The organism is Mesorhizobium sp. CA5, assembly GCF_020165105.1.
Lineage (GTDB): Bacteria > Pseudomonadota > Alphaproteobacteria > Rhizobiales > Rhizobiaceae > Mesorhizobium.
Window position 1 is genome coordinate 485,802 of sequence record NZ_JAIUHJ010000001.1, and the last position, 21,113, is coordinate 506,914.

Genomic DNA, 21,113 nt, shown 5'->3' on the forward strand with positions numbered 1-21,113 from the left:
ATGGGGACGCCAGGTTTTTGAAGTTTCCGGGTGTCGAATATCGACCGCGGCTAGAACACCGCAAGATATTTGAGCAGCGAAACGATTCCGATGATGATGACGATGATCTGCGCGATCTGGCGCGCGCGGGCATCGAGCGGCAGGCGTTGCACGAGGTAAAGCACCAGGATCACCACGAGGAAGGTGATCAATATGCCGATAAGGATCGATACGCCCATTAGCCTGCCTTCTTATTAAGATTGCCCGGATGGGCAGGCTCCAACGTTGCCGGCTGCGAAATGGTTCCAAGCGGATTGAGCCACCGATCGTGTCGTCCGAAAGCAGAAGCCGGCTTCGACGTCGGCGGAACATGCGCGCGGCTTGCGAGTTCACTTCCTCGATAGCAATGCGCGGGATCGCACTGTCAGAGAGGAAGAAACCATGGGCCTCGGCACGATTCTCATCATCATTCTCATTCTTGCCCTGCTTGGCGGCTTCAGCGGCTTAGGCGGAGGGCCTTTCTACGGCACCGGCTATTATGGCGGCGGCGGCCTCGGACTCGTCCTGGTCATCGTGATCATCCTGGTGTTGCTCGGCCGCATCTGACGGCCCACGATGCGACCAGGCCTCAGAGTGTCGCCAGCGCGTCCCTCAGCTTCGCCGCCGGGCGATTGCCTCGCGGCTGGCGTCGCGGTTCCCGATCTGCGTTTCGGCGAGTTTGGCGGGCTAGGCGGCGATCAGCGCGACGACGGCAAGGAGCGGAAGCATTTGCCGTCGCAGGGCGCATCGTAGTCAGATGATCATTGCTGCCACAGAACAGGATTCGGCAGCGTTGCGGTCGACCGGCGGCAGATCCGCGAATCCCGCTAGCCCTCGCGCCCACTGCATTCGAGGCACACGATACTGTGTCCCGGACAATTCAGCCGGTGCGTGCCCTCTGGGCAGCAATGGCCGTTCGAGCTCAGCCAGCGCGCGCAAACGAAAACCTTCTTGGCCCCGTGACAGCGGGAGCATTCCTGCGGATGGATCAGTTCCTCCCGTGACGGGACTCCATGTTCCGCTTCAACGACCGTGTTCATCCGTTTAGTCCCCAACGCCTGGATTATCGGTCACATATGTTAATTCACTATTCTTTACATTAGGGTTTATGAATGTGAAAGGCGTGAAAGCGACATAAGGCTTTCACGCGCTTGTGCGCTTTCCCTTTGCGCTGGCGTTGTTAAATGTGGTGCCGCCCGATGCGTCGACGGATCAGGGCACGCAAAGGGAACCTTCTTGCAATGACATGGACCGGCGCGGGCGCGCTTTTCATCCTCGTGCTCACCTATGCCGGCGTCGCCGTCGGCCGTATTCCGGGCCTGCGGCTCGACCGCGCCGGGATCGCGTTGCTGGGCGGCGCCGCCATGATCGCAATCGGCGCGATCGGCATCGAGGATGCCTACAGAGCCATCAATTTCGACACCATAACTTTGCTGCTCGGCATGATGATCGTCGTGGCGCATCTGAAGGTCTCGGGCGCGTTTCGGGCGCTCGGCGGCTTTGCCATCGAGCATGCCCACGCGCCCTTCATGCTTTTGGTAATGGTGACGCTGCTGACCGGCGCGCTCTCGGCCTTCCTGGTCAATGACGCGATCTGCCTGGTGATGGCGCCGATTGTCGTGCACGTCACACGAGTCATCAACCGCAACCCGGTGCCTTACCTCATCGCTACCTGCACGGCCTCGAACTGCGGCAGCGTCGCCACCATCACAGGCAACCCGCAGAACATGGTGATCGGTGCGCTGTCCGGCATTTCCTATCCGGCTTTCACGCTGGCGCTCGCGCCGGTGGCGCTGTTCGGCCTGCTCTGCGTCATCGTCATGGTGCGCATCGTCTACCGGGCCGAATTCTCCCGCCCTGCCGAGCTCAGCCCGGAAGTCTATCGCGGCCGCATGCTGCCCGGGCAGGTCCTGAAGGCCACCATCGTGTGCGTGTTGCTGGCGCTCGCCTTCTTCGCCGGCGTTCCCGTCGCGAAGGCGGCGCTCATTGCCGGCGCCTTCCTGCTGGTCACGCGGGCAATCAAGCCGCGGCGCATTTACCGCGAGATCGACGGACCGCTGCTCTTCATGTTCGCCGGCTTGTTCGTGGTGGTGGCGGGTGCCGAGCGCACCTTGCTCACGCCCGACATGATCGCCTGGGCCAAGAACATCGGACTCGACGATGTCTGGCGGCTCTCCGGCTTCACTGCGGTGCTTTCCAACATCATGAGCAATGTGCCGGCGGTGCTGGCGCTCCGGCCCTTCGTTCCTGGGCTGGAAAACCCGGCGCGCGCCTGGCTGGTCGTGGCGATGAGCTCGACGCTTGCCGGCAATTTCACGCTGCTCGGCTCGGTTGCCAATCTGATCGTCGCCGAGCAGGCAAAAGCTGCCGGCAAGGAGCTTTCCTTCTCGGCTTTCTTTAAGGTCGGCCTGCCGCTGACGCTGGTGACGCTTCTTGCCGGAACCGCCTGGCTGGCCTGGGCCTGAAGACGCTGTCCCTTCGGACCGCCTGATCGAGGGCGCCGCGGCGACATGACCGGCGGCAGCGTCTCGACCTGGCAGCCGGCTTGCCGGGGTGAGGGCCTTGCTTAGGCCACCGCCTTCAACGGCGCCCTGTCTGCCTGCTGCAGGCGTGCGGCGGCCGCGAGCAGGTCGGTCTGGGTGATCAGGCCGAGGATGCGCCGCTCGGCATCGACGATCACCACCGCATGGCTTCGCCCGTCGGTCAGCACCGGTAGCAGGCTCATCGCCGGGATGTCGGGTGAGGCTGTGCCGGCCTTAGACATCACCCCTTTGACCGTGTCGGTCGCCCTTGTCAGCTCGCGCAGGCCGACCGCGCCGGAGAGCCGACCGTCCGCGTCGATCACCGGCAAGGTGCGGATATTGTGGTCGATCAGCTGTTTGCGCGCCTCGTCGGCCGAGGCCTTTTCCGCCACGGAGATCACATCGCGCGACATGATGTCTTTGCAAAGCAGCGTACGCTGCGAGCGCACCATGGCCTGCAACTCGACCTGGCGCAGCAGGCGCTCCAGGTCGTCACGGTCGATGTCGAAGGTCTCGTCGAGCGCCGAGAGGGCGGCGTCGACATCCTCGGGCCGGAAGCCGACGCGCTCGGCCGGCGGCCGGTCGGCGGTGCCGTGGCCGCGGGCGGCGGGCACGTGCACATGGGGATAGTTGCGCCGCGACAGCTTGTGGAAAAGGAAGCCGAGCGCAACCAGGATGGTCGAGTTGAGTGCTACCGGCACGAAGGGAAACAGGAAGCCCGCAGCGGCGACGGCCGGCCCGCCGAGCACGCCGGTAAGCGCCGCTGCGCCGCCCGGCGGGTGCAACGAGCGCGTGAACGACATGGCGGCGATCGCCAGCGCCACCGCTAGGCCGGAGGCGACCACCGTGTCATGCACAAAATGCGCCACGGTCACGCCAACCAGCGCCGAAATCGTGTTGCCGCCGATGATCGACCAGGGCTGCGCCAGCGGGCTCGAGGGAACGGCAAAGAGCAGCACTGCCGAAGCGCCCATTGGCGCCACCAGCATCGCCACAAGCGGGCCGCTACCCATGGCGAGCCCGCTAATCATGCCGGTGAGCGCGATACCGATGGTAGCGCCGATGCAGGCAAGCAGCCGTTCGCGAAGCGTCGCACCGGCAAGGATCGGAACGAAAAGGCGAAACGCCATGGCAGGCCCTTGATCGAAGAGGTGGAATTGCGTTGCCCGCAATGCCGCTGAAGCCGCGGATTTGAAAGCCAAACCAATCCGTAGATTCGCCGCTGAAGAGAATATTATTGCACAGCGATCCGCGCCGGACGCGCCGCCAGCGGCCTCGGCTTTCTCAATCGCGCCAAGCCTTTACGACGGTTTGCAGAGTCGGTTCGGCAATTCGCCCGAATGAAATTGTACGAATGCGGCGCGTGGCGCTGAGGCTGCTTTCGGCATGGGATTGCTGCAAGGTCAAGCGAGGCGCTGCGCGCGCCTCGCTCTCGGATAGCTAGGGCGCCACCTCGACATGGCCCTTCATGTTGGGATGGAAGCGGCAGAAATAGTCCGCTGTCCCCGCCGCCTTCAGCGTAATCTTGCCCTTCGACTTTGCGGGGATCATCACGTCCCAGCCGCCTTTCACTGTCGCGGTGTGGGCGATCACATCCTTATTCGTCCACTCGATCGTATCGCCGACCTTGGCCTGAATGTTTGCGGGCGAGAAGACCAGCTTGTCGATCGTTATCTCGATCGACGCCGCGAACGCCGGCGATGCGATGAGCGCCAGTGCTAGGGTGACCGGAGCAATTCCTGGAAAAGTGTGGAACGATTGGGCGCAGCGACTTCGCCGTAGCCTTCCGTCAGGAATTGCCTCAAAACAAAGCAAAAGCGGCCTCATTTCAACATGCCGGCGACGTGTTCGGCATGCTGCTGATGTCCCTGGAAAACCTTGAGGCCGGTCTCCAGCAGGCTCTTCAGCTCAGCATTGCTGGCCGAGGGGATGAGCAAGGTTTCGAGCGCGCCGTTGACCTGTTTGTGATAGGCCACTTCGTTCTCAATATAGGCCTTGTCGAAGGCGGCACCCTTGAGCTTCGCCAGCTTGGCGTCCTCTTCCTTCGCAGCCTTGGTCAGGGCCTTGCTGGTGTCGTTGTCCTCGGGCGTGACCTTCAGCTTCTTCACGAGCTCGAGCGCCTGCTTGTTCACCGCCTCGTGGTCGCGCTCCATGTCTTTGGCGAAGTCGACGACCTCCTTGTTCTTGGACTTCTTGATCGCCAGCTTGGCCGCTTCGATGTCGAGCGTGCCGGCCGTATAGGCAATGTGGGCGATCTGCGGATCGGTGGGCTTTTCGGCGGCTAGCGCCAGCGGCGCCGTGCTCACGAAGGAAAGGGCGGCGAGGGCGGCGGTTAATCGCATGAACATGGCATCTCCTTTGCCCGACGGCGCTTGCCTCGGGCTTCATTTGAGGTTGACGGTAGATTGGATGCCGGACGCGTCGAAACGTTCCCGGGAAGTTAGAGCTCGAAATCCAGCCTTTTCATCACCGCCTGCGTCAGCCGCTCGCAACGCCGGCCTGCAAAGGGGAAGGCGTCGAGCAGCACCGGACCGATCTCGTCGTCCAGTGCCTTTCGCACCAGCGTTCGCGCCCGGTGCAGCCTGGTCTTCACCGTCTCGGGCCTCACGCCGAGAAAATCGGCGGTTTCCTCGATGCTCAGGCCCTCGATGACGCGGGCGACGAAGACGGTGCGATAGACATCGGGGAGGCTGTCGGTCGCCCGTTCGACAAGCCTCAGAATCTGCCGCTGCGCCATCGTCCGCTCCGGATCGTCGCCTCGGTTCAAGTCGGTTGGATTCAAGGGAAACCGGATAATCTGCGCCTCCGGGTTCTCATGCATGACCGCGACGCGCTTGCGCTTGCGCAGCCGGCCGAGCGCTTCGTTGATGACGATGCGCGACAGCCAGGTGGAGAGCGAAGCCTCGCCGCGAAAGCTGCTGAGACTGGCGAAGGCGCGCAAATAGGCCTCCTGCACGATGTCCTCGGCCTCCGCGTCGTTTCGCACCACGCCGCGCGCGATGCGGTAGAGTCGCTGGTTGTACGTCTTGATGATGGCACGGAACGCATTCGGATCGCGCGCAAGCGCCCGGCGAACCAATGCCATGTCGCCGGCTTCGGTCGTACCGACCTCGGCGGTTTCGATGGCGGGCTTTATCATCGCGCCCGATCTCCCGACAGATGTTGCATCCACGGTTGGATGCGCCTGCCGACAAAAGGTTCCCGAGCTGGCTGCACGACCCCATGCTACCGCTTCGACCGGGGCTTGTCTGCCGCCGGTGCGGATTCCGTGCCGATCATCCTGTCATCCGGCTGCGGCGGCCGCCGCGAGTCCGCGCAGAATGTCGGTCTTGAGATCTTCGACATCCTCGAGCCCGACCTGCAGACGGATCAGCGAGCCGGCATACGAGCCTCTGGCAAGCATGCGGTCGCCGAGGAAAACCGGAACGGCGAGGCTTTCATAGCCGCCCCAGGAATAACCGAGGCCGAAGATCTTGAGCGCGTCGAGAAAGGCGTGCTGGGCCTTCTGGCCGCCGCTGTTGAGCACGATCGAGAAGACTCCGCTCGAGCCGCAGAAATCGCGCTTCCAGAGCGCATGGTCGGGATGGCTTTCCAGCGCCGGATGCAGCACCTGCGCGATGCCAGGCTGCTCCTCCAGCCAGCGCGCGATGTCGAGCGCGCTCTTGCGGTGATGCTCGAGCCGCACGCCCATCGTGCGCAGGCCGCGCAGCACTTGGTAGATATCGTCGGGACCGGAACAGCAGCCCAACGCGCAAAACCCATCATAAAGCTTTGTCCAGCAGGCGTCGTTGGCCGAAACCAGGCCGAGCAGCACGTCGGAATGACCGGCCGGATATTTCGTCGCCGCGTGGATCGAGATGTCGACGCCATGGTCGAGCGGCTTGAAATAGAGCGGTGTCGCCCAGGTGTTGTCCATCATGACGATGGCGTTCGCCGCATGTGCCGCCTTGGAGATCGCCGGGATGTCCTGCACCTCATAAGTGTTCGATCCCGGCGATTCGGTGAACACCACCTTTGTGTTTGGCTTGATCAGCGAAGCGATGCCGGCGCCGATGCGCGGCTCGTAATATTCGATCTCGACGCCGAGCCGCTTCAGCATCGTGTCGGCGAAGTGGCGCGTCGGGTGGTAGACGCTGTCGACGATCAACAAGTGATCGCCCGCGGCAAGGAAGGTGAGCAGCGGCACCGTCACCGCCGCCAGTCCGGAAGGCACCGCGATCGTGCCGGCCGAGCCTTCCAGCGCATCGACGGCGAGCGTCAGCGCGTCCATCGTCGGGGTGCCGCGGGTGCCGTAAGTGTATTTCTGGCTGCGCCCAGCCATCGAAGCGGCGTCGGGATAAAGCACTGTCGAGGCATGCACGACCGGCGGGTTGACGAAGCCGAAATAGTCGCGCGGGTTGTTGCCGGAATGGGCAAGCAGCGTGTTGATGCCCATCTCGATGCCGTCTCTAGCCATGGTTCGTCGCCTATCGAATGATGTCAGGGGACCAGCCATAAAGCGGCGGCAAAGCCGGCGCAACCGCGCCCGGCCCGCCAAAAGCCGGTCTTCCGCTGGGCCAATCCAAAGGCGCACAAGCCCAGTAGAGCACCGCTAGTGCCGCAGCGGATTCTATCGCCGGACCACGGACTCGCGACGGCGCGACTTGGCTGATTTGTTCGCACGGCCTGCCGGTTTCATGTGCTCTTGTCCGCAATTCAGGCATTTGCGCCAATTGCTTTCCAAACCTCCCTGGAATCGGTCATTTCCCTTGACCTCACAGGAATAATCGCCTTCGATGCGTTTCGTGAATGGGAGGCAGCGCATCGGCAACCGATGCGGGTCCCGGGAGTGGGCCTTGGAGTGGGAGCTGCATTCACAAACGAAAAAAGATCAAGCGTCGCCTGGCAATAGGGGCGCCTGTAACAGAAAAGGGTCTGTGGGTCATGAAACACATTGCAATCGGCATTCTTGGCGTCGCCGCGCTCGGGTTCATGGCGTCTGCCGCCTCGGCCGGCACGCTCGATACCGTGAAGCAGAAGGGCTTTATCCAGTGCGGCGTCTCGACCGGCCTCGCCGGCTTCTCGGCGCCGGACGACAAGGGCGACTGGAAGGGCATCGACGCGGACTTCTGTCGCGCCGTTGCGGCCGCTGTCTTCGGTGACGGCTCCAAAGTCAAGTTCACGCCGCTCAGCGCCAAGGAGCGTTTCACCGCCTTGCAGTCGGGCGAGATCGACATCCTGTCGCGCAACACCACCTGGACCAGCAACCGCGACAGCGCGCTCGGCCTCGATTTTGTCGGCATCACCTACTATGACGGCCAGGGCTTCATGATCAACGCCAAGAAGCTGCCCGGCGTGAATTCCGCGCTGCAGCTTTCGGGCGCCGCCGTGTGCGTGCAGAGCGGCACCACCACCGAGCTCAATCTCGCCGACTACTTCAAGAAGAACAAGATGGAGTACAACCCCGTCGTGTTCGAGAAGCTTGAAGAGGTCAACGCCGCCTATGACGCCGGCCGCTGCGATGCTTACACCACAGACCAGTCCGGCCTCTATGGTATCCGTCTGACGCTCTCCTCGCCGGCCGACCATGTCGTGCTGCCCGAGATCATCTCCAAGGAGCCGCTCGGCCCGGCCGTGCGCCAGGGCGATGACCAGTGGGCGCATATCGCGCGCTGGACGTATTTCGCGCTGCTCAACGCCGAGGAAGCAGGCATCACGCAGGCCAATGTCGATGAGATGAAGGCGTCGACCGACCCGAACATCCAGCGCCTTCTCGGCACTGAACCGGACGGCAAGTATGGCGCCGATCTCGGCCTCTCCAACGACTTTGTCGTCAACATCGTCAAGGCTGTCGGCAACTACGGCGAAATGTTTGAGCGCAATGTCGGCTCGGGCAGCCCGCTCAAGATCGCGCGCGGCATCAACGCGCTGTGGACCAAGGGCGGCCTGCAATACGGTCCGCCGATCCGCTGATTGAAACGTGATCCGGGAGGCAGGTCGTCTGTCTCCCGGTTTCTCTTTCCAGAGGACGGTCCATGGCTTCGCAGGAAATCCTTCGCGAGGAGCCGAGTCGCGGCTCCTTCATCAATGACCCGAGAATACGCAGCCTGTTCTTTCAGACGCTGGTTGTGATCCTGCTGTTCAGTTCGATCTGGTGGATCGTCCACAACGTCATCGAAAACCTCCAGCGTCTGCACATCGCGTCGGGCTTCGGTTTCCTCAGGAGCAGGGCCGGTTTCGACATTTCCGACACGCCGATCGCCTATACGTCTGATTCGACCTATTTCCGCGCGCTGGTCGTCGGTTTGCTCAACACGATCATTGTCGCCGCCGCCGGCATCGTGCTTGCGACCATCGTGGGCTTCGCCATCGGCATCGGCCGCCTGTCGCAGAACTGGCTGATCCGCAAGATCTGCACGGTCTATGTCGAGATCTTCCGCAACATCCCGCCGCTGCTGGTCATCTTCTTCTGGTATTCCGGCGTGCTGGCCGTGCTGCCGCCGCCGCGCGAGAGCATCCACCTGCCTTTCGGCTCGTTCCTCAACCAGCGCGGCTTCTATTTTCCGCGCGCCGTTTGGGGCGATGGCTCCTGGCTGATCGGCGTCGCACTGCTGCTCGCCATTGCAATGGTCTGGTTCGTCGCCCACAGGGCGCGACAGCGGCAGAAGGCGACGGGCCAGCAATTTCCGGTCTTCTGGACATCGGTCGCGCTTATCGTCGGCCTGCCGGTGCTGGCCTTCCTGCTCGGCGGCATGCCGCTCACCTTCGATTTTCCGAAGCAGTCGACCTTCAACCTGACCGGTGGCTTCTGGGTCAAGCCGGAATTCCTGTCGCTCTTGCTGGCGCTCTCCTTCTACACGGCGGCCTTCATCGCCGAGATCGTGCGCGCCGGCATCAGGGGCGTCAACAAAGGGCAGAGCGAAGCGGCGGCGGCGCTCGGCCTCCGCTCCGGTCCGATCCTGCGGCTGGTGGTCATCCCGCAGGCGATGCGCATAGTCATCCCGCCGCTCACCAGCCAGTATCTCAACCTGACCAAGAACTCCTCGCTGGCGATCGCTATCGGCTATCCGGACCTTACCGCCACCGCCGGCACGGTGCTCAATCAGACCGGGCAGGCGGTGGAGGGCGTTTTCATCATGATGATCGCCTATCTGGTGCTGAGCTTGGTGACGTCCTTTGTCATGAATATCGTCAATGCCAGAATGGCGCTGGTGGAGAGGTAGGGCCATGCAGGAACATGACATGTCCTGGGTGCGCACCGAGATGGCGCTTGCCCAGCCGGCCCCGCCTACCGAACGCGGCGCCTATGCCTGGGTGCGCAAGAACCTGGTCGGTTCGGTCGGCGACACCGTCCTCACAATCCTCGGCATCGCCATCGTGCTTTGGATCCTGCCGCAGGTCATCAGCTGGGCCTTCCTCAATGCCCAGTGGACCGGGCCGGATCGCACCGTCTGCACCACCGTCACGCAAGGCGGCATCCAGCCCGACGGCTGGACCGGTGCCTGCTGGGCTTTCGTCAACGCCAAGTTCGGCCAGTTCATGTTCGGCACCTATCCGATCGAGGAGCGCTGGCGGCCGATCCTGGTCGCCATCCTGTTCGTGGCGCTGTTGGTGCCGATGCTGATCCCGCGCGTGCCGCGCAAGGGATTGAATGCGGTGCTGTTGTTCGTAGCGCTGCCGATCGTCGCCTTCTTCCTGCTGCTTGGCGGCGTGTTCGGCCTGCCGGTTGTCGAGACCTCGCGCTGGGGCGGGCTCCTCGTGACGCTCAGCCTCTCCTTCGTCGGCATTGCGGTGTCGCTGCCTTTGGGCATCGTGCTGGCGCTCGGGCGCCGTTCGAAGATGCCGATCATCAAATGGCTTTGTATCGTCTTCATCGAGACGGTGCGCGGCATTCCGCTGATCACGGTGCTATTCTTCGCCAGCGTCATGCTGCCGCTGTTCCTGCCCGCGGGCGTTACTTTCGACAAGTATCTGCGTGCGTTAATCGGTGTGTCGCTGTTTGCCGCCGCCTATATGGCCGAAGTGATTCGCGGCGGCTTGCAGGCGATCCCGAAGGGCCAGTATGAGGGCGCCGATTCGCTCGGCCTCGGCTACTGGCAGAAGATGAGCCTGATCGTGCTGCCGCAGGCGCTGAAGCTGGTCATTCCGGGCATCGTCAACACCTTCATCGGAATGTTCAAGGACACCAGCCTGGTGCTGATCATCTCGATGTTCGACCTGCTCGGCGTGGTGAAGCAGAATTTCGCCGATGCAAACTGGGCGACCCCGCAGACCGCGAGGTCCGGGCTGATCTTTGCCGCCTTCGTTTTCTGGCTGTTCTGCTTCGGCATGTCGCGCTATTCAATGTACACCGAACGCCGGCTCGACACCGGCTATAAACGATAAAAAGGGAACAGGTTATGGCCACCGAAAACGCCGTCAGCGCGGAAGAAATCAAGGTCAACGCCGCCAAGATGCACATCTCCACCACCGATGTCGCCATCGACATCGTCGGCATGCACAAATGGTACGGCGAGTTCCATGTGCTGAAGGACATCAACCTCAAGGTGATGCGTGGCGAGCGCATCGTCATCTGCGGTCCGTCCGGCTCCGGCAAGTCGACCATGATCCGCTGCATCAACCGGCTGGAAGAGCATCAGAAGGGCAAGATCATCGTCGACGGCAAGGAACTCACCAACGATCTGAAGAAGATCGACGAGGTGCGCCGCGAGGTCGGCATGGTGTTCCAGCATTTCAACCTGTTCCCGCATCTGACCATCCTGGAGAACTGCACGCTGGCGCCGATCTGGGTGCGCAAGATGCCGAAGAAGCAGGCCGAGGAAATCGCGATGCATTTCCTTAAGCGCGTCAAGATTCCCGAGCAGGCCAACAAATATCCGGGCCAGCTCTCCGGCGGTCAGCAGCAGCGCGTGGCGATCGCACGCTCGCTGTGCATGAACCCGCGCATCATGCTGTTCGACGAGCCGACTTCGGCGCTCGACCCGGAAATGATCAAGGAAGTGCTGGAGACGATGGTGGGTCTGGCGGAAGAGGGCATGACCATGCTTTGCGTCACCCACGAGATGGGCTTTGCCCGCAAGGTGGCCAACCGCGTGATCTTCATGGATCAGGGCCAGATCGTCGAGCAGAACACGCCGGCCGAATTCTTCGACCATCCGCGCCATGAACGCACAAAGCTTTTCCTGTCGCAGATACTGCACTGAGCGGGCGCAACGCTAAATTTTCGGAAGCCCGGCTGGAAACAGCCGGGCTTTTTTTGCATTCGGGCGATCGGACAAGGATCGGCTCATTTTTGGTTGACGCTGCGAAATCGTCTAGCCTGATCGTCCAGGTTATCCTGGGGTTGACGCAGACGAGACGGAACGACCGCACCCGATGAGACGAGTCCTGCGATCTATGGTGATGCTGTTGGGAGCGGCGGTGCTTGCCGCCGCGCTCGGCACGCTGGTGCCGCGTCCGTTCTGGCCGGCGGCACGGGCCGAAGGCGAGGGGACGCGGCACATATTGGTGTTGAAGAACCCGATCCACACCGACATCGCCGTGCCCCTCGACGACGGCGTGCGCCGGCGCTTTGCCTTTCTCGCCGATACCGGCCTGCCGATCGAGGCTCCGGGGGCGCGCTACATCGTCTTCGGCTGGGGCGGCCGCGCCTTCTATCTGGAGACGCCGACCTGGTCGCAATTGAAGACCATGCCGGTGCTGAAGGCGCTTACGCTCGACGCCGCGGTGATGCATGTCGATGTCGCGGGCGCTATTCTTGAGCCGCATCCGGATGTCGCCGGTTTTGACATCGATGAGGACCATTTCTCGGCGCTGCTCGACGATATCGCGGCAAGCTTCCGGCAGGGAGAGGCGGGCGGGCCGATGGCGATTGAAAATGCGGGCTATTCAACTTTCGACCGTTTCTACGAGGCCAACGGCCATTTCAACGCGCTGGTCGGTTGCAATACGTGGACCGCGGCGGCGCTGCGCACCGCCGGTCTGCGCACCGGCTGGTGGAACCCGCTGCCGGTATCGCTGGGGTGGTCATTGAGGTTGTATGATTGAGGGTTGATGGGAATTTGCAAACGCCGCGTTCCGTCACACCCCCTCTGGCCTGCCGGCCATCTCCCCCGCAAGGGGGAAATCAGCTGTCGTGGCTGCTTTCGCCAATCATCAACGTCGCAAGGCGGGAGCCAGCGCCCAAGCTGCCAATCTCCTCCCTTGCGGGGGAGATGCCCGGCAGGGCAGAGGGGGGTGCTGTCCCGCCGGCCTATCCAGCTGGTGGCAGACGCTACCGCCGCACAACCTCCCGCTCCTCCCACCCATAGAGCCAGTCCAGGTCCGCCGCGAGCTTTTCCGCCGGTCGCGCCGCCAGCACGAGATTGCGTGTGATCGCCACCGGTCCCCACGCGTGCCAGGCCAGCCGATTGAGAGCGCCGCGTTTCAGCACCTTCTCGACGCGCGGGCGTCTGAGATTTTCCCAGATGGCAAGGCCTCGAGCTGGATCGCCGGGGAAGTCGGCAACGAGATTGGCAAGCATAGCGGCGTCCTCGATCCCCATGGCCGCGCCTTGCGCCGCGAACGGCGTCATGGCGTGCGCGGCGTCACCGATCAGTGCTACTCCCTCCGCCATGGTCCAGCGCTGCTGCGCGACCGTGTGGATGGGGAAGGCTGTCCACGGCCCGGCAAGCGCCGCCAGCTCCGCCAGCGCTGCCGCCGTGCCTCGCATGGCAGCCGAAAGGATCGCAGGGTCGGCATGGCCGGACCAGCCTTCGGCAATGCGCTCGCCCTTGGTGAAGGCGGCAAGGTTGACGGCGCTACCCTTGCTCACCGGATAGGCGACCATGTGGAAGCCGGGATGCAGGAAAGTGGTGACGCTGTCGGTGGCTCCGATTTGCATAAAAGCCTGGCCGGCGGCGCTTTCCGCCGGGACCGTCGCGCGCCAGGCGAGTTCGCCCGAAAAGCGGCTTGCCGCAAAGCCGGCCGTCCGGGCAAGCTTGGCGCGAACCGACGACCAGACGCCGTCGGCTGCAACCAGCAAACCGCATGCGACATCCGTCGCCTTGCCGTCGATCTCGACCGTCGCGGTAACGCTTTGCGGGTCGACGGCAAAGCTGGTAACGCGCGCACCGGTGACAAGCGCGATACCGGGCCGTTCCGCCACTGCCGCCATCAGCGCCGCCTGCAGGTCGGCGCGGTGCGCCACGAGATAGGGCGCCCCCCAGCGCTTTTCTGCGGTTTCCCCAAGCGGCACGCGCGCCAGCTCTCGCAGGCTCCTTGCGTCCTTCAGCACCACCGCTCGCGGCCGGATCGCGTTGGGCTGCAGGCGATCGAGCACGCTGAGCCGGCGCAGGATCCGGGTCGCGTTGGGGGAAAGCTGGAGGCCGGCGCCGGCCGCTTCGAGTTGCCTGGCCTGCTCGAACAGTGTTACCGGGAAGTCACGCTCGGCAAAGGCAAGCGCCGCCACGAGCCCGGCAATGCCAGCCCCGGCGATGACGATCTGCCGGGACCTTATTTCAGTCATGGTTGATCGGGGCGATCAGGCGGCCTGGTCGACATAGAGGCAGCCGGCCGGCTGCGTTTCCGTCGCCTTCAGCGACGGTGAATAGCGGTAGAGCGTCGAGCAGTAAGGGCAGACCTTTTCATTGTCGTCGCCCATGTCGAGGAATACGTGCGGATGGTCGAAAGGCGGGTTGGCGCCGGTGCACATGAATTCCTTGACGCCGATCTCGATGACCGGATGGCCCGCGTCGTTCTGGAAATGGGGAATGCTGCCGCCTGCCATCGTCGTCTCCAATTGGGTTCGGCCAGTGGGTGTGACCAGTTTGCATCTGGAGCATAACAGGCCAGTTTGCAAGATCGATGAAATCAAACTGTCGCAAAAGGCTGGCAGAGGATAAGTTGAGCCGGTTAAGCGCATGGGGCCGGTGCCGGAGCGATTCCGTGACGATCATGCGTCATAAAGACATGCTAGAGCGTCGTTGAACGGCAGTATGCGGCGCCTCCTGGGAACGGTTGCGGGCAAGAGCAGGAAACCATGAACGAACTGAAGCCTGTGCAGAGCGAGTTCATAACCGTCGAGGCCGCAAGCCCCGACGGCGGCAATCCCGATCGTTTCGTCAACCGCGAATTCTCCTGGCTGCAATTCAACCGCCGCGTGCTGGAGGAATCGCTGAACGAGCATCATCCGCTGCTTGAACGCGTCCGCTTCCTGTCGATTTCTGCCGCCAATCTCGACGAGTTCTTCATGGTCCGCGTCGCCGGCCTTGCCGGCCAGGTCCGCGAGGGCATCGCGCTGAAGAGCCCGGACGGCCGAACGCCCGAACAGCAGCTGGAACAATTGCTGCGGGAGGTCGAGCGCCTTCAGGAAGATCAGCAGAAGAGCCTCTCGGCGCTGATGACACTGCTCAACAAGGAAGGCATCGAGAGCATCACCCGCGACGCGCTGACCAAGGATGAGAAGGCCTGGCTGGAGGAGCATTTCCAGGAACAGGTTTTCCCGGTGCTGACGCCGCTGTCGATCGACCCGGCGCATCCGTTTCCGTTCATCCCCAATCTCGGCTTTTCCATCGCCCTGCAATTGCGCCATCGCAAGAATGGCGAGGAGATGAGCGCGCTGCTGCGCCTGCCGGTGGCGCTCAGGCGTTTCATCCGCCTGCCCGACCGCAAGAACCACGTCCGCTTCATTCCGCTGGAGGAAGTGGTCGGCATCTATATCGGCAAGCTTTTCCCCGGCTACGAGGTCAAGGGCTCCGGCACGTTCCGCATCATCCGCGACAGCGACATCGAGGTCGAGGAAGAGTCGGAAGACCTGGTGCGCCTGTTCGAAACGGCGCTGAAGCGGCGCCGTCGCGGCTCGGTGATCCGCATCGAATTCGACACGCTGATGCCGGCTGCGTTGCGGGACTTCGTCGCCGGCGAGCTCGGCGTGTCGTCGAGCCGAATCAGCGTGCTCACCGGCCCGCTGGCGCTCAACCAGATCTCCGAGATTGTCGCCATTCCGCGCGACGACCTCAAATTCACCCCCTACAATCCGCGCTTTCCCGAGCGCATCCGCGAGCATGGCGGCGACTGCTTCGCCGCCATCCGCGAGAAGGACATCGTCGTCCATCACCCCTACGAGTCCTTCGACGTGGTGGTGCAGTTCCTGCGCCAGGCCGCCGCCGACCCGGAAGTGGTGGCGATCAAGCAGACGCTCTACCGTACCTCTAACGACAGCCCGATCGTGCGCGCGCTGATCGACGCCGCCGAGGCCGGCAAGTCGGTCACGGCACTTGTCGAGCTCAAGGCGCGCTTCGACGAGGAAGCCAACATCCGCTGGGCGCGCGACCTCGAGCGGGCCGGCGTCCAGGTCGTGTTCGGCTTCCTGGAGCTGAAGACCCACGCCAAGATGTCTTTGATCGTGCGCCGCGAGGATGGCCGGCTGCGCAACTACGTGCATCTCGGCACCGGCAACTACCACCCGGTTACCGCCCGTATCTACACCGACCTGTCCTTCTTCACCACCGACCCGACGATCGCGCGCGATGTCGCGCAGCTCTTCAATTTCATCACCGGCTATGCCGAGCCCGCCGAGGAGATGCGCCTTGCCGTATCGCCCTTCACGCTGCGCAAGCGCATCCTGAAACACATCTCGGACGAGATCGTTCATGCCCGCGACGGCCGACCGGCGCGCATCTGGATGAAGATGAACGCGCTGGTCGATCCGACCGTCATCGACGCGCTTTACGACGCCAGCCATGCCGGCGTCGAGGTCGACCTCGTCGTGCGCGGCATCTGTTGTCTGCGGCCGCAGGTGCCGGGTCTTTCCGAGAACATCAGGGTGAAATCGATCGTCGGCCGCTTTCTCGAGCACAGCCGCATCTTCTGCTTCGGCAACGGCCACGGCCTGCCGTCCGACGAGGCGGTCGTCTACATTTCGTCGGCCGACATGATGCCGCGCAATCTCGACCGTCGCGTCGAGACTCTGGTGCCGATCACCAATCCAACTGTGCATGAACAGGTGCTTGGCCAGATCATGCTGGGCAACATCATGGACAACCAGCAAAGTTTCGACGTATTGGCTGACGGCACCTCCCGGCGCGCTGTGCTGGAGGAGGGCGAGGAGCCGTTCAACGCGCAGGAATATTTCATGACCAATCCGAGCCTCTCCGGGCGGGGCGACGCGCTGAAATCGCATGCGCCCAAGCGCATTGCCCAGTTCAAGCGCCGCAAGAAGAACAGCGCCGCGTGACTGCAGTTTCCCAGGGCCGGCTTCAGGACCGGCGGCCGCTGTCGATCATCGACATCGGATCGAACTCGATCCGCCTTGTCGTCTATGAGGGGTTGGCGCGCTCGCCCACGCTTCTGTTCAACGAGAAGATGCTGGCCGGCCTCGGCCGCGGCATCGTTTCGACGGGCAAGCTCGACCCGGAGGCGGTGACGCGCTCGATGGAGGAATTCCGCCGGTTCCGCGCGCTCTCGGACCAGGCGGGTGCCGAGCACATCTATGTGCTGGCGACAGCCGCCGCGCGCGAGGCGGGCAACGGCCCCGATTTCATCCACCGTGCCGAGGAGGTGCTGAAGACCGAGATCCGCGTGCTCACCGGCCGTCAGGAGGCCTATTATTCGGCGCTCGGCGTCATTTCCGGTTTCCATCCGGCCAATGGCATCGCCGGCGACCTTGGCGGCGGCAGCCTCGAGCTGATCGACATCAATGGCGAAGCGATAGGCGACGGCATCACGTTGCCGCTCGGCGGCCTGCGCCTGCAGGACATGGCCAGGAACTCGCTCGTGCAGGCCCAGAAGATCGCGCGCCAGGAACTGGCGCGGGCGAAGCTTCTGAAGGGCGGGCAGGGCAGGGTTTTCTACGCAGTCGGCGGCACCTGGCGAAATCTTGCCCGGCTGCATATGGAGATGAACAACTACCCGCTCGGCGTCATGCATCACTACGAGATATCGGCCGACAGCGCGCAGACTTTCCTCAAGCAGGTCGCCCGCAGCGAGGTCGAGAAGGTGAGGGGCATCGAGGGCGTTTCCAAGAACCGCCGCTCGCTCTTGCCCTACGGTGCCGTCGTGCTGCAGGAGATCATGTCGGCCATGCAGCCGTCGAAGATCGTCGTCTCGGCGCAGGGCGTGCGCGAGGGCTTCCTCTATTCGCTGCTCGACGCCGCCGAGCAGAAGGCCGACCCGCTGATCTCGGCCGCCGAGGAACTGGCGCTATTGCGCTCGCGCTCGGTGCATCACGCGCACGACCTGGTCGAATGGACCGGCAAGGCGTTCAAGGCCTTCGGCATTGATGAGACGGAAGACGAGGCACGCTACCGCCATGCCGCCTGCCTGCTTGCCGATATCGGCTGGCGCGCGCATCCGGAATATCGCGGCCGGCAGTCGCTCAACATTATCGCGCATGCCTCCTTCACCGGCGTCGACCATCCGGGCCGCGCCTATCTGGCTCTGGCCAACGCCTATCGCCATGACGGCGTCTTCAACGACGGCATCGCACCCGAGATCAAGGCGCTGGCGCCGCCACGCCTTCTGGAACGCGCCCGCACGCTGGCGGCCATGATGCGCGTCGTCTATCTGCTGACGGCGGCTATGCCGGGCGTGATGCCGAGGCTGAAATGGGAGAGCCGCGGCAACGGTGCGCTGGCGCTGGTGCTGCCGGCCTCGCTTTCCGACCTCTATGGTGAGCGCCCGGCCGGCCGGCTGGCGCAACTGGCGCGTATCACCAATCGCCGCCTAGTGCTCGCGGTCGAGGGCGGGCCGAGCGTCTCGGTGAAGTAACGGATCAGCTGACGTCGGCGCCGATTCCGAAGCCACGCCCGTCCGCCGACCATGCGCCGGCGCCGGCCATGGCCAGCGCCAGAAAGCCGCCGGCAATGGCGATGTCCTTCATCAGCATCTGCTGGTGCATGAAGGACAGCGTGGCGTCGTCCGCGCCCTGGCCGTAATGGCCGATGAAACCGGCGACTACGCTAAAGGCGGCAAGCAGCAGCGCCACGATCCGCGTCTGGAAACCGACGAGGACCACCAACCCGGCGATCAACTCGAACAGGCCTGTGCCCCATGCCGCCAAGGTCGGCAGCGGCAGGCCGAGGCCGGCGAAGTAACTGGTCGTGCCGCCGATATTGGTGAGCGCCTGGAAGCCCGACGGTACGAACAGCGCGGCAAGAAGGAGCCGCGAGACCAGAAGCAACGCATTGCGGGGCATTGGTCATCTCCCTTGCCGGCATCAGGCGGGCTGCCAGCGCAGTCTACGCCTACAACCGGAAAACGAAAAAGCAGTGCGGAAAATTCCGCACCGCTTTCGTTTCAGTTTGGGAGGATCAGTCTGGGAGGAAAAAGATCAGCCGCGCTTGGCGTCGATCGAATAGGCGCCGGCGCCCGAGGAGGCGAGCAGGATGAAGCCGCCGGTGATGGCGAGGTTCTTGAGGAACTGGATCATTTGCATCTGGTCGGCCCAGCCGGTGTGCGCGACCAGCCCGGTGGCGATCGTGAAGATGGCGAGCACCCAGGCGGCGATCCGGGTCTGGAAGCCGACGAGAATGGCAAGGCCGCCAAGCAGCTCGATCAGGCCGACCAGGACGGCGGTTACGGTTGGCATCGGCAGGCCGAGAGCGCCGAAATAGCCGGCAGTACCGGAAATCGCGGTGAGCTTGCCGAAGCCGGAAAGCAGGAAGATGACGGCTAGCAGAATGCGGCCCAGGAGGATCGTGGTGGAGCTGTTGGGCGCAGTGCCGGCGACGGAAGAGTTGATGGACATGGCGGTTCTCCGAACGGGGTTGAATAGTCCGTCAAGTAGACGACGGTAACTGTTCACCAAAGCCGCATATGTGACGACACATTGTTCACAGAATATATATTCCGATATCGGCAGCAGCGCGCGAAAAACCTGTCGGCAGGTCGCGCCGGGGGAGTAAATTGTTCTGCCACCAAATGGCTCTGCTACCGAGTCGGTGATTTGGGCAGCGGCAGTCGCGGGCTTTCGGAGATTCGCCGACACGATAAATGCTTCGTCATTCTCGGGCGTACCATGAGCGAAGCTCCGTCGCGGAGACCCTGGATGACGACGTGGGCTTTCCCCGATGGCGAAAACTACCCCGGATGCGTCATGTCCTCCGGCCGCACCAGCCGATCGTAATCGGCTTCGCTGACCAGCCCGGTGGCCAAGGCCTCCTCGCGCAAGGTCGTGCCGTTCTTGTGCGCGGTCTTGGCGATCTTGGCGGCGTTGTCGTAGCCGATGGTCGGCGCCAGCGCCGTCACCAGCATCAGCGAGCGCTCGAGCGCGGCCTTGATGTTGTCCTCGCGCGCCTCGATGCCGACCACGCAATTGTCGGTGAAGGAGACGGAAGCATCGGCCAGCAGCTGCACCGACTGCAGGAAGTTGTAAGCCATCAGCGGGTTGTAGACGTTGAGCTCGAAATGGCCCTGGCTGCCGGCGAAGGCAAGTGCTGCATTGTTGCCGAACACCTGCACGCAGACCTGCGTCAGCGCCTCGCACTGGGTCGGGTTGACCTTGCCCGGCATGATCGAGGAGCCCGGCTCGTTTTCCGGCAACGAGAGCTCGCCGAGGCCCGAGCGCGGCCCGGAACCGAGCAGGCGGATGTCGTTGGCGATCTTGAACAGCGCCGCGGCCGCCGCGTTGATCGCACCATGCGAGAACACCATGGAATCATGCGCCGCCAGCGCCTCGAACTTGTTCGGCGCGGTGACGAAGGCGATGCCGGTGATGGCGGCGATACGGTCCGCCACCTTTTCCGCGAAGCCGACCGGTGCGTTGAGGCCCGTGCCGACGGCGGTGCCGCCCTGCGCCAGCTCCTGCAAACCGGGCAGCGTCAGCTCGATGCGCTTGATCGAGGAGGCGACCTGCGCGGCATAGCCGGAAAATTCCTGGCCGAGGGTCAGCGGCGTGGCGTCCTGAGTATGGGTGCGGCCGATCTTGATGATATGGTTGAAGGCGCGGGCCTTGGCGCCGAGCGCCTTGTGCAAATGGTGCAGTGCTGGGATCAAGTGGTGCGCGACCCGCTCGGCGCAGGCGATGTGCATGGCCGTCGGATAGGTGTCATTGGACGACTGGCTCATATTGACGTGGTCGTTCGGATGCACCGGCTTCTTCGAGCCCATCACCCCGCCGAGCATCTCGATCGCCCGGTTGGAGATCACCTCGTTGGCATTCATGTTGGACTGCGTGCCCGAGCCCGTCTGCCAAACCACCAGCGGGAAATGATCGTTAAGCTTGCCGTCGATCACTTCCTGCGCCGCCTCGACGATCGCTTTGCCGATGACCGGATCGAGCCGTTTCATCTCCATGTTCACTTCGGCCGCGGCGCGCTTGACGATGCCGAGCGCGCGCACGATCGAAGCCGGTTGCTTCTCCCAGCCGATCTTGAAATTGCCCAGCGAACGCTGCGCCTGCGCGCCCCAATAGCGGTCGGCCGCCACCTCTATGGGGCCGAACGTATCGGTTTCGGTTCTGGTCTTTTCAGCGCTCACGGCAAGTCTCCGTCTGTCGATTTGGGCAAGGGCGTATCGCGTTGCACAAACCGCTTCAAGCGGAGATTGCGGTCGGGGAAGATGCAAATCGGTTGAAGAGAGGCCTCTTCTTCTCGCTCTGGGCGAGACGGCGGTGAC

The 21,113-nt window shown here is 63.4% G+C and carries 20 protein-coding genes; 9 read left to right on the top strand and 11 right to left on the bottom strand.

Annotation, left to right across the window (positions count from 1 at the left end; translation table 11 throughout):
• Window positions 1-50: 50 nt before the first annotated feature.
• Window positions 51-218, bottom strand: coding sequence for a Thivi_2564 family membrane protein (locus LB529_RS02705; protein ID WP_095768420.1), 168 nt, complete (start codon window positions 216-218; stop codon window positions 51-53).
• Between the two features lie 202 nt (window positions 219-420).
• On the opposite strand from LB529_RS02705, the gene LB529_RS02710 reads away from it, so the two are divergent.
• Together LB529_RS02710 and LB529_RS02715 are read left to right on the top strand one after the other, a co-directional pair.
• The gene (locus LB529_RS02710; RefSeq protein ID WP_095768421.1) at window positions 421-585 is read left to right on the top strand and encodes a DUF3309 family protein; all 165 of its coding nucleotides are present in this window, start codon (window positions 421-423) and stop codon (window positions 583-585) included.
• Window positions 586-1,259: 674 nt separating this feature from the next.
• Entirely contained in the window at window positions 1,260-2,483 is a 1,224-nt protein-coding gene (locus tag LB529_RS02715) for an anion transporter (RefSeq protein ID WP_224710082.1), read from the top strand.
• Window positions 2,484-2,584: 101 nt separating this feature from the next.
• On the opposite strand, the gene LB529_RS02720 is transcribed toward LB529_RS02715, so the two are convergent.
• From LB529_RS02720 to LB529_RS02740, 5 genes are all read right to left on the bottom strand, one after another.
• Window positions 2,585-3,670, bottom strand: coding sequence for an HPP family protein (locus LB529_RS02720; RefSeq protein WP_224710083.1), 1,086 nt, complete (start codon window positions 3,668-3,670; stop codon window positions 2,585-2,587).
• 310 nt (window positions 3,671-3,980) lie between these two features.
• Window positions 3,981-4,367 (bottom strand): cupredoxin family copper-binding protein, encoded by a 387-nt coding sequence (locus LB529_RS02725; protein ID WP_224544659.1) that lies wholly within the window; start codon window positions 4,365-4,367, stop codon window positions 3,981-3,983.
• Window positions 4,364-4,888: a DUF4142 domain-containing protein gene (locus tag LB529_RS02730; protein WP_224544660.1), complete on the bottom strand. Its 525-nt coding sequence runs from the start codon at window positions 4,886-4,888 to the stop codon at window positions 4,364-4,366. The genes LB529_RS02725 and LB529_RS02730 overlap by 4 nt, the downstream gene beginning before the upstream one ends.
• Window positions 4,889-4,980: 92 nt before the next feature.
• Window positions 4,981-5,679: an RNA polymerase sigma factor gene (locus LB529_RS02735; RefSeq protein ID WP_224544661.1), complete on the bottom strand. Its 699-nt coding sequence runs from the start codon at window positions 5,677-5,679 to the stop codon at window positions 4,981-4,983.
• Between the two features lie 144 nt (window positions 5,680-5,823).
• The gene (locus LB529_RS02740; RefSeq protein ID WP_224627256.1) at window positions 5,824-6,996 is read right to left on the bottom strand and encodes a cystathionine beta-lyase; all 1,173 of its coding nucleotides are present in this window, start codon (window positions 6,994-6,996) and stop codon (window positions 5,824-5,826) included.
• A 467-nt stretch (window positions 6,997-7,463) separates the two neighbouring features.
• Here LB529_RS02740 and LB529_RS02745 point away from each other — a divergent pair, with 467 nt between their 5' ends.
• The 5 genes from LB529_RS02745 (at window position 7,464) to LB529_RS02765 (ending at window position 12,566) form a co-directional block, all read left to right on the top strand.
• Complete coding sequence (locus tag LB529_RS02745) at window positions 7,464-8,492, top strand: amino acid ABC transporter substrate-binding protein (protein ID WP_095768427.1); 1,029 nt, start codon at window positions 7,464-7,466, stop codon at window positions 8,490-8,492.
• Between the two features lie 62 nt (window positions 8,493-8,554).
• On the top strand, window positions 8,555-9,742 hold the full coding sequence (locus tag LB529_RS02750; protein ID WP_224544663.1) for an amino acid ABC transporter permease: 1,188 nt from the start codon (window positions 8,555-8,557) through the stop codon (window positions 9,740-9,742).
• 4 nt (window positions 9,743-9,746) lie between these two features.
• Window positions 9,747-10,904, top strand: a complete 1,158-nt coding sequence (locus tag LB529_RS02755; RefSeq protein ID WP_224544664.1) for an amino acid ABC transporter permease — start codon at window positions 9,747-9,749, stop codon at window positions 10,902-10,904.
• A gap of 68 nt (window positions 10,905-10,972) precedes the next feature.
• Window positions 10,973-11,722 carry an amino acid ABC transporter ATP-binding protein gene (locus LB529_RS02760; RefSeq protein WP_176477089.1) on the top strand — a complete coding sequence of 250 codons (750 nt, stop codon included), beginning with the start codon at window positions 10,973-10,975 and terminating at the stop codon, window positions 11,720-11,722.
• Window positions 11,723-11,894: 172 nt separating this feature from the next.
• Entirely contained in the window at window positions 11,895-12,566 is a 672-nt protein-coding gene (locus LB529_RS02765; RefSeq protein WP_224710084.1) for a TIGR02117 family protein, read from the top strand.
• 226 nt (window positions 12,567-12,792) lie between these two features.
• On the opposite strand, the gene LB529_RS02770 is transcribed toward LB529_RS02765, so the two are convergent.
• On the bottom strand, window positions 12,793-14,025 hold the full coding sequence (locus tag LB529_RS02770) for an FAD-dependent monooxygenase (protein WP_224710085.1): 1,233 nt from the start codon (window positions 14,023-14,025) through the stop codon (window positions 12,793-12,795).
• 15 nt (window positions 14,026-14,040) lie between these two features.
• Window positions 14,041-14,286, bottom strand: a complete 246-nt coding sequence (locus tag LB529_RS02775) for a zinc-finger domain-containing protein (protein ID WP_027169907.1) — start codon at window positions 14,284-14,286, stop codon at window positions 14,041-14,043.
• A gap of 252 nt (window positions 14,287-14,538) precedes the next feature.
• Here LB529_RS02775 and LB529_RS02780 point away from each other — a divergent pair, with 252 nt between their 5' ends.
• Both LB529_RS02780 and ppx read left to right on the top strand, forming a co-directional pair.
• On the top strand, window positions 14,539-16,734 hold the full coding sequence (locus tag LB529_RS02780) for an RNA degradosome polyphosphate kinase (RefSeq protein ID WP_224710086.1): 2,196 nt from the start codon (window positions 14,539-14,541) through the stop codon (window positions 16,732-16,734).
• Window positions 16,731-18,266: an exopolyphosphatase gene (ppx, locus tag LB529_RS02785; protein ID WP_224710087.1), complete on the top strand. Its 1,536-nt coding sequence runs from the start codon at window positions 16,731-16,733 to the stop codon at window positions 18,264-18,266. The genes LB529_RS02780 and ppx overlap by 4 nt, the downstream gene beginning before the upstream one ends.
• Window positions 18,267-18,270: 4 nt before the next feature.
• Here the strand turns inward: ppx and LB529_RS02790 are convergent, their stop codons facing one another.
• The 3 genes from LB529_RS02790 to fumC form a co-directional block, all read right to left on the bottom strand.
• A complete protein-coding gene (locus LB529_RS02790) occupies window positions 18,271-18,693 on the bottom strand; it encodes a DoxX family protein (protein WP_224710088.1) in 423 nt (140 codons plus the stop codon).
• 135 nt (window positions 18,694-18,828) lie between these two features.
• Window positions 18,829-19,245 carry a DoxX family protein gene (locus LB529_RS02795; protein ID WP_224710089.1) on the bottom strand — a complete coding sequence of 139 codons (417 nt, stop codon included), beginning with the start codon at window positions 19,243-19,245 and terminating at the stop codon, window positions 18,829-18,831.
• Between the two features lie 332 nt (window positions 19,246-19,577).
• Window positions 19,578-20,975: a class II fumarate hydratase gene (fumC, locus tag LB529_RS02800; protein WP_140840772.1), complete on the bottom strand. Its 1,398-nt coding sequence runs from the start codon at window positions 20,973-20,975 to the stop codon at window positions 19,578-19,580.
• Between the last annotated feature and the right edge of the window lie 138 nt (window positions 20,976-21,113).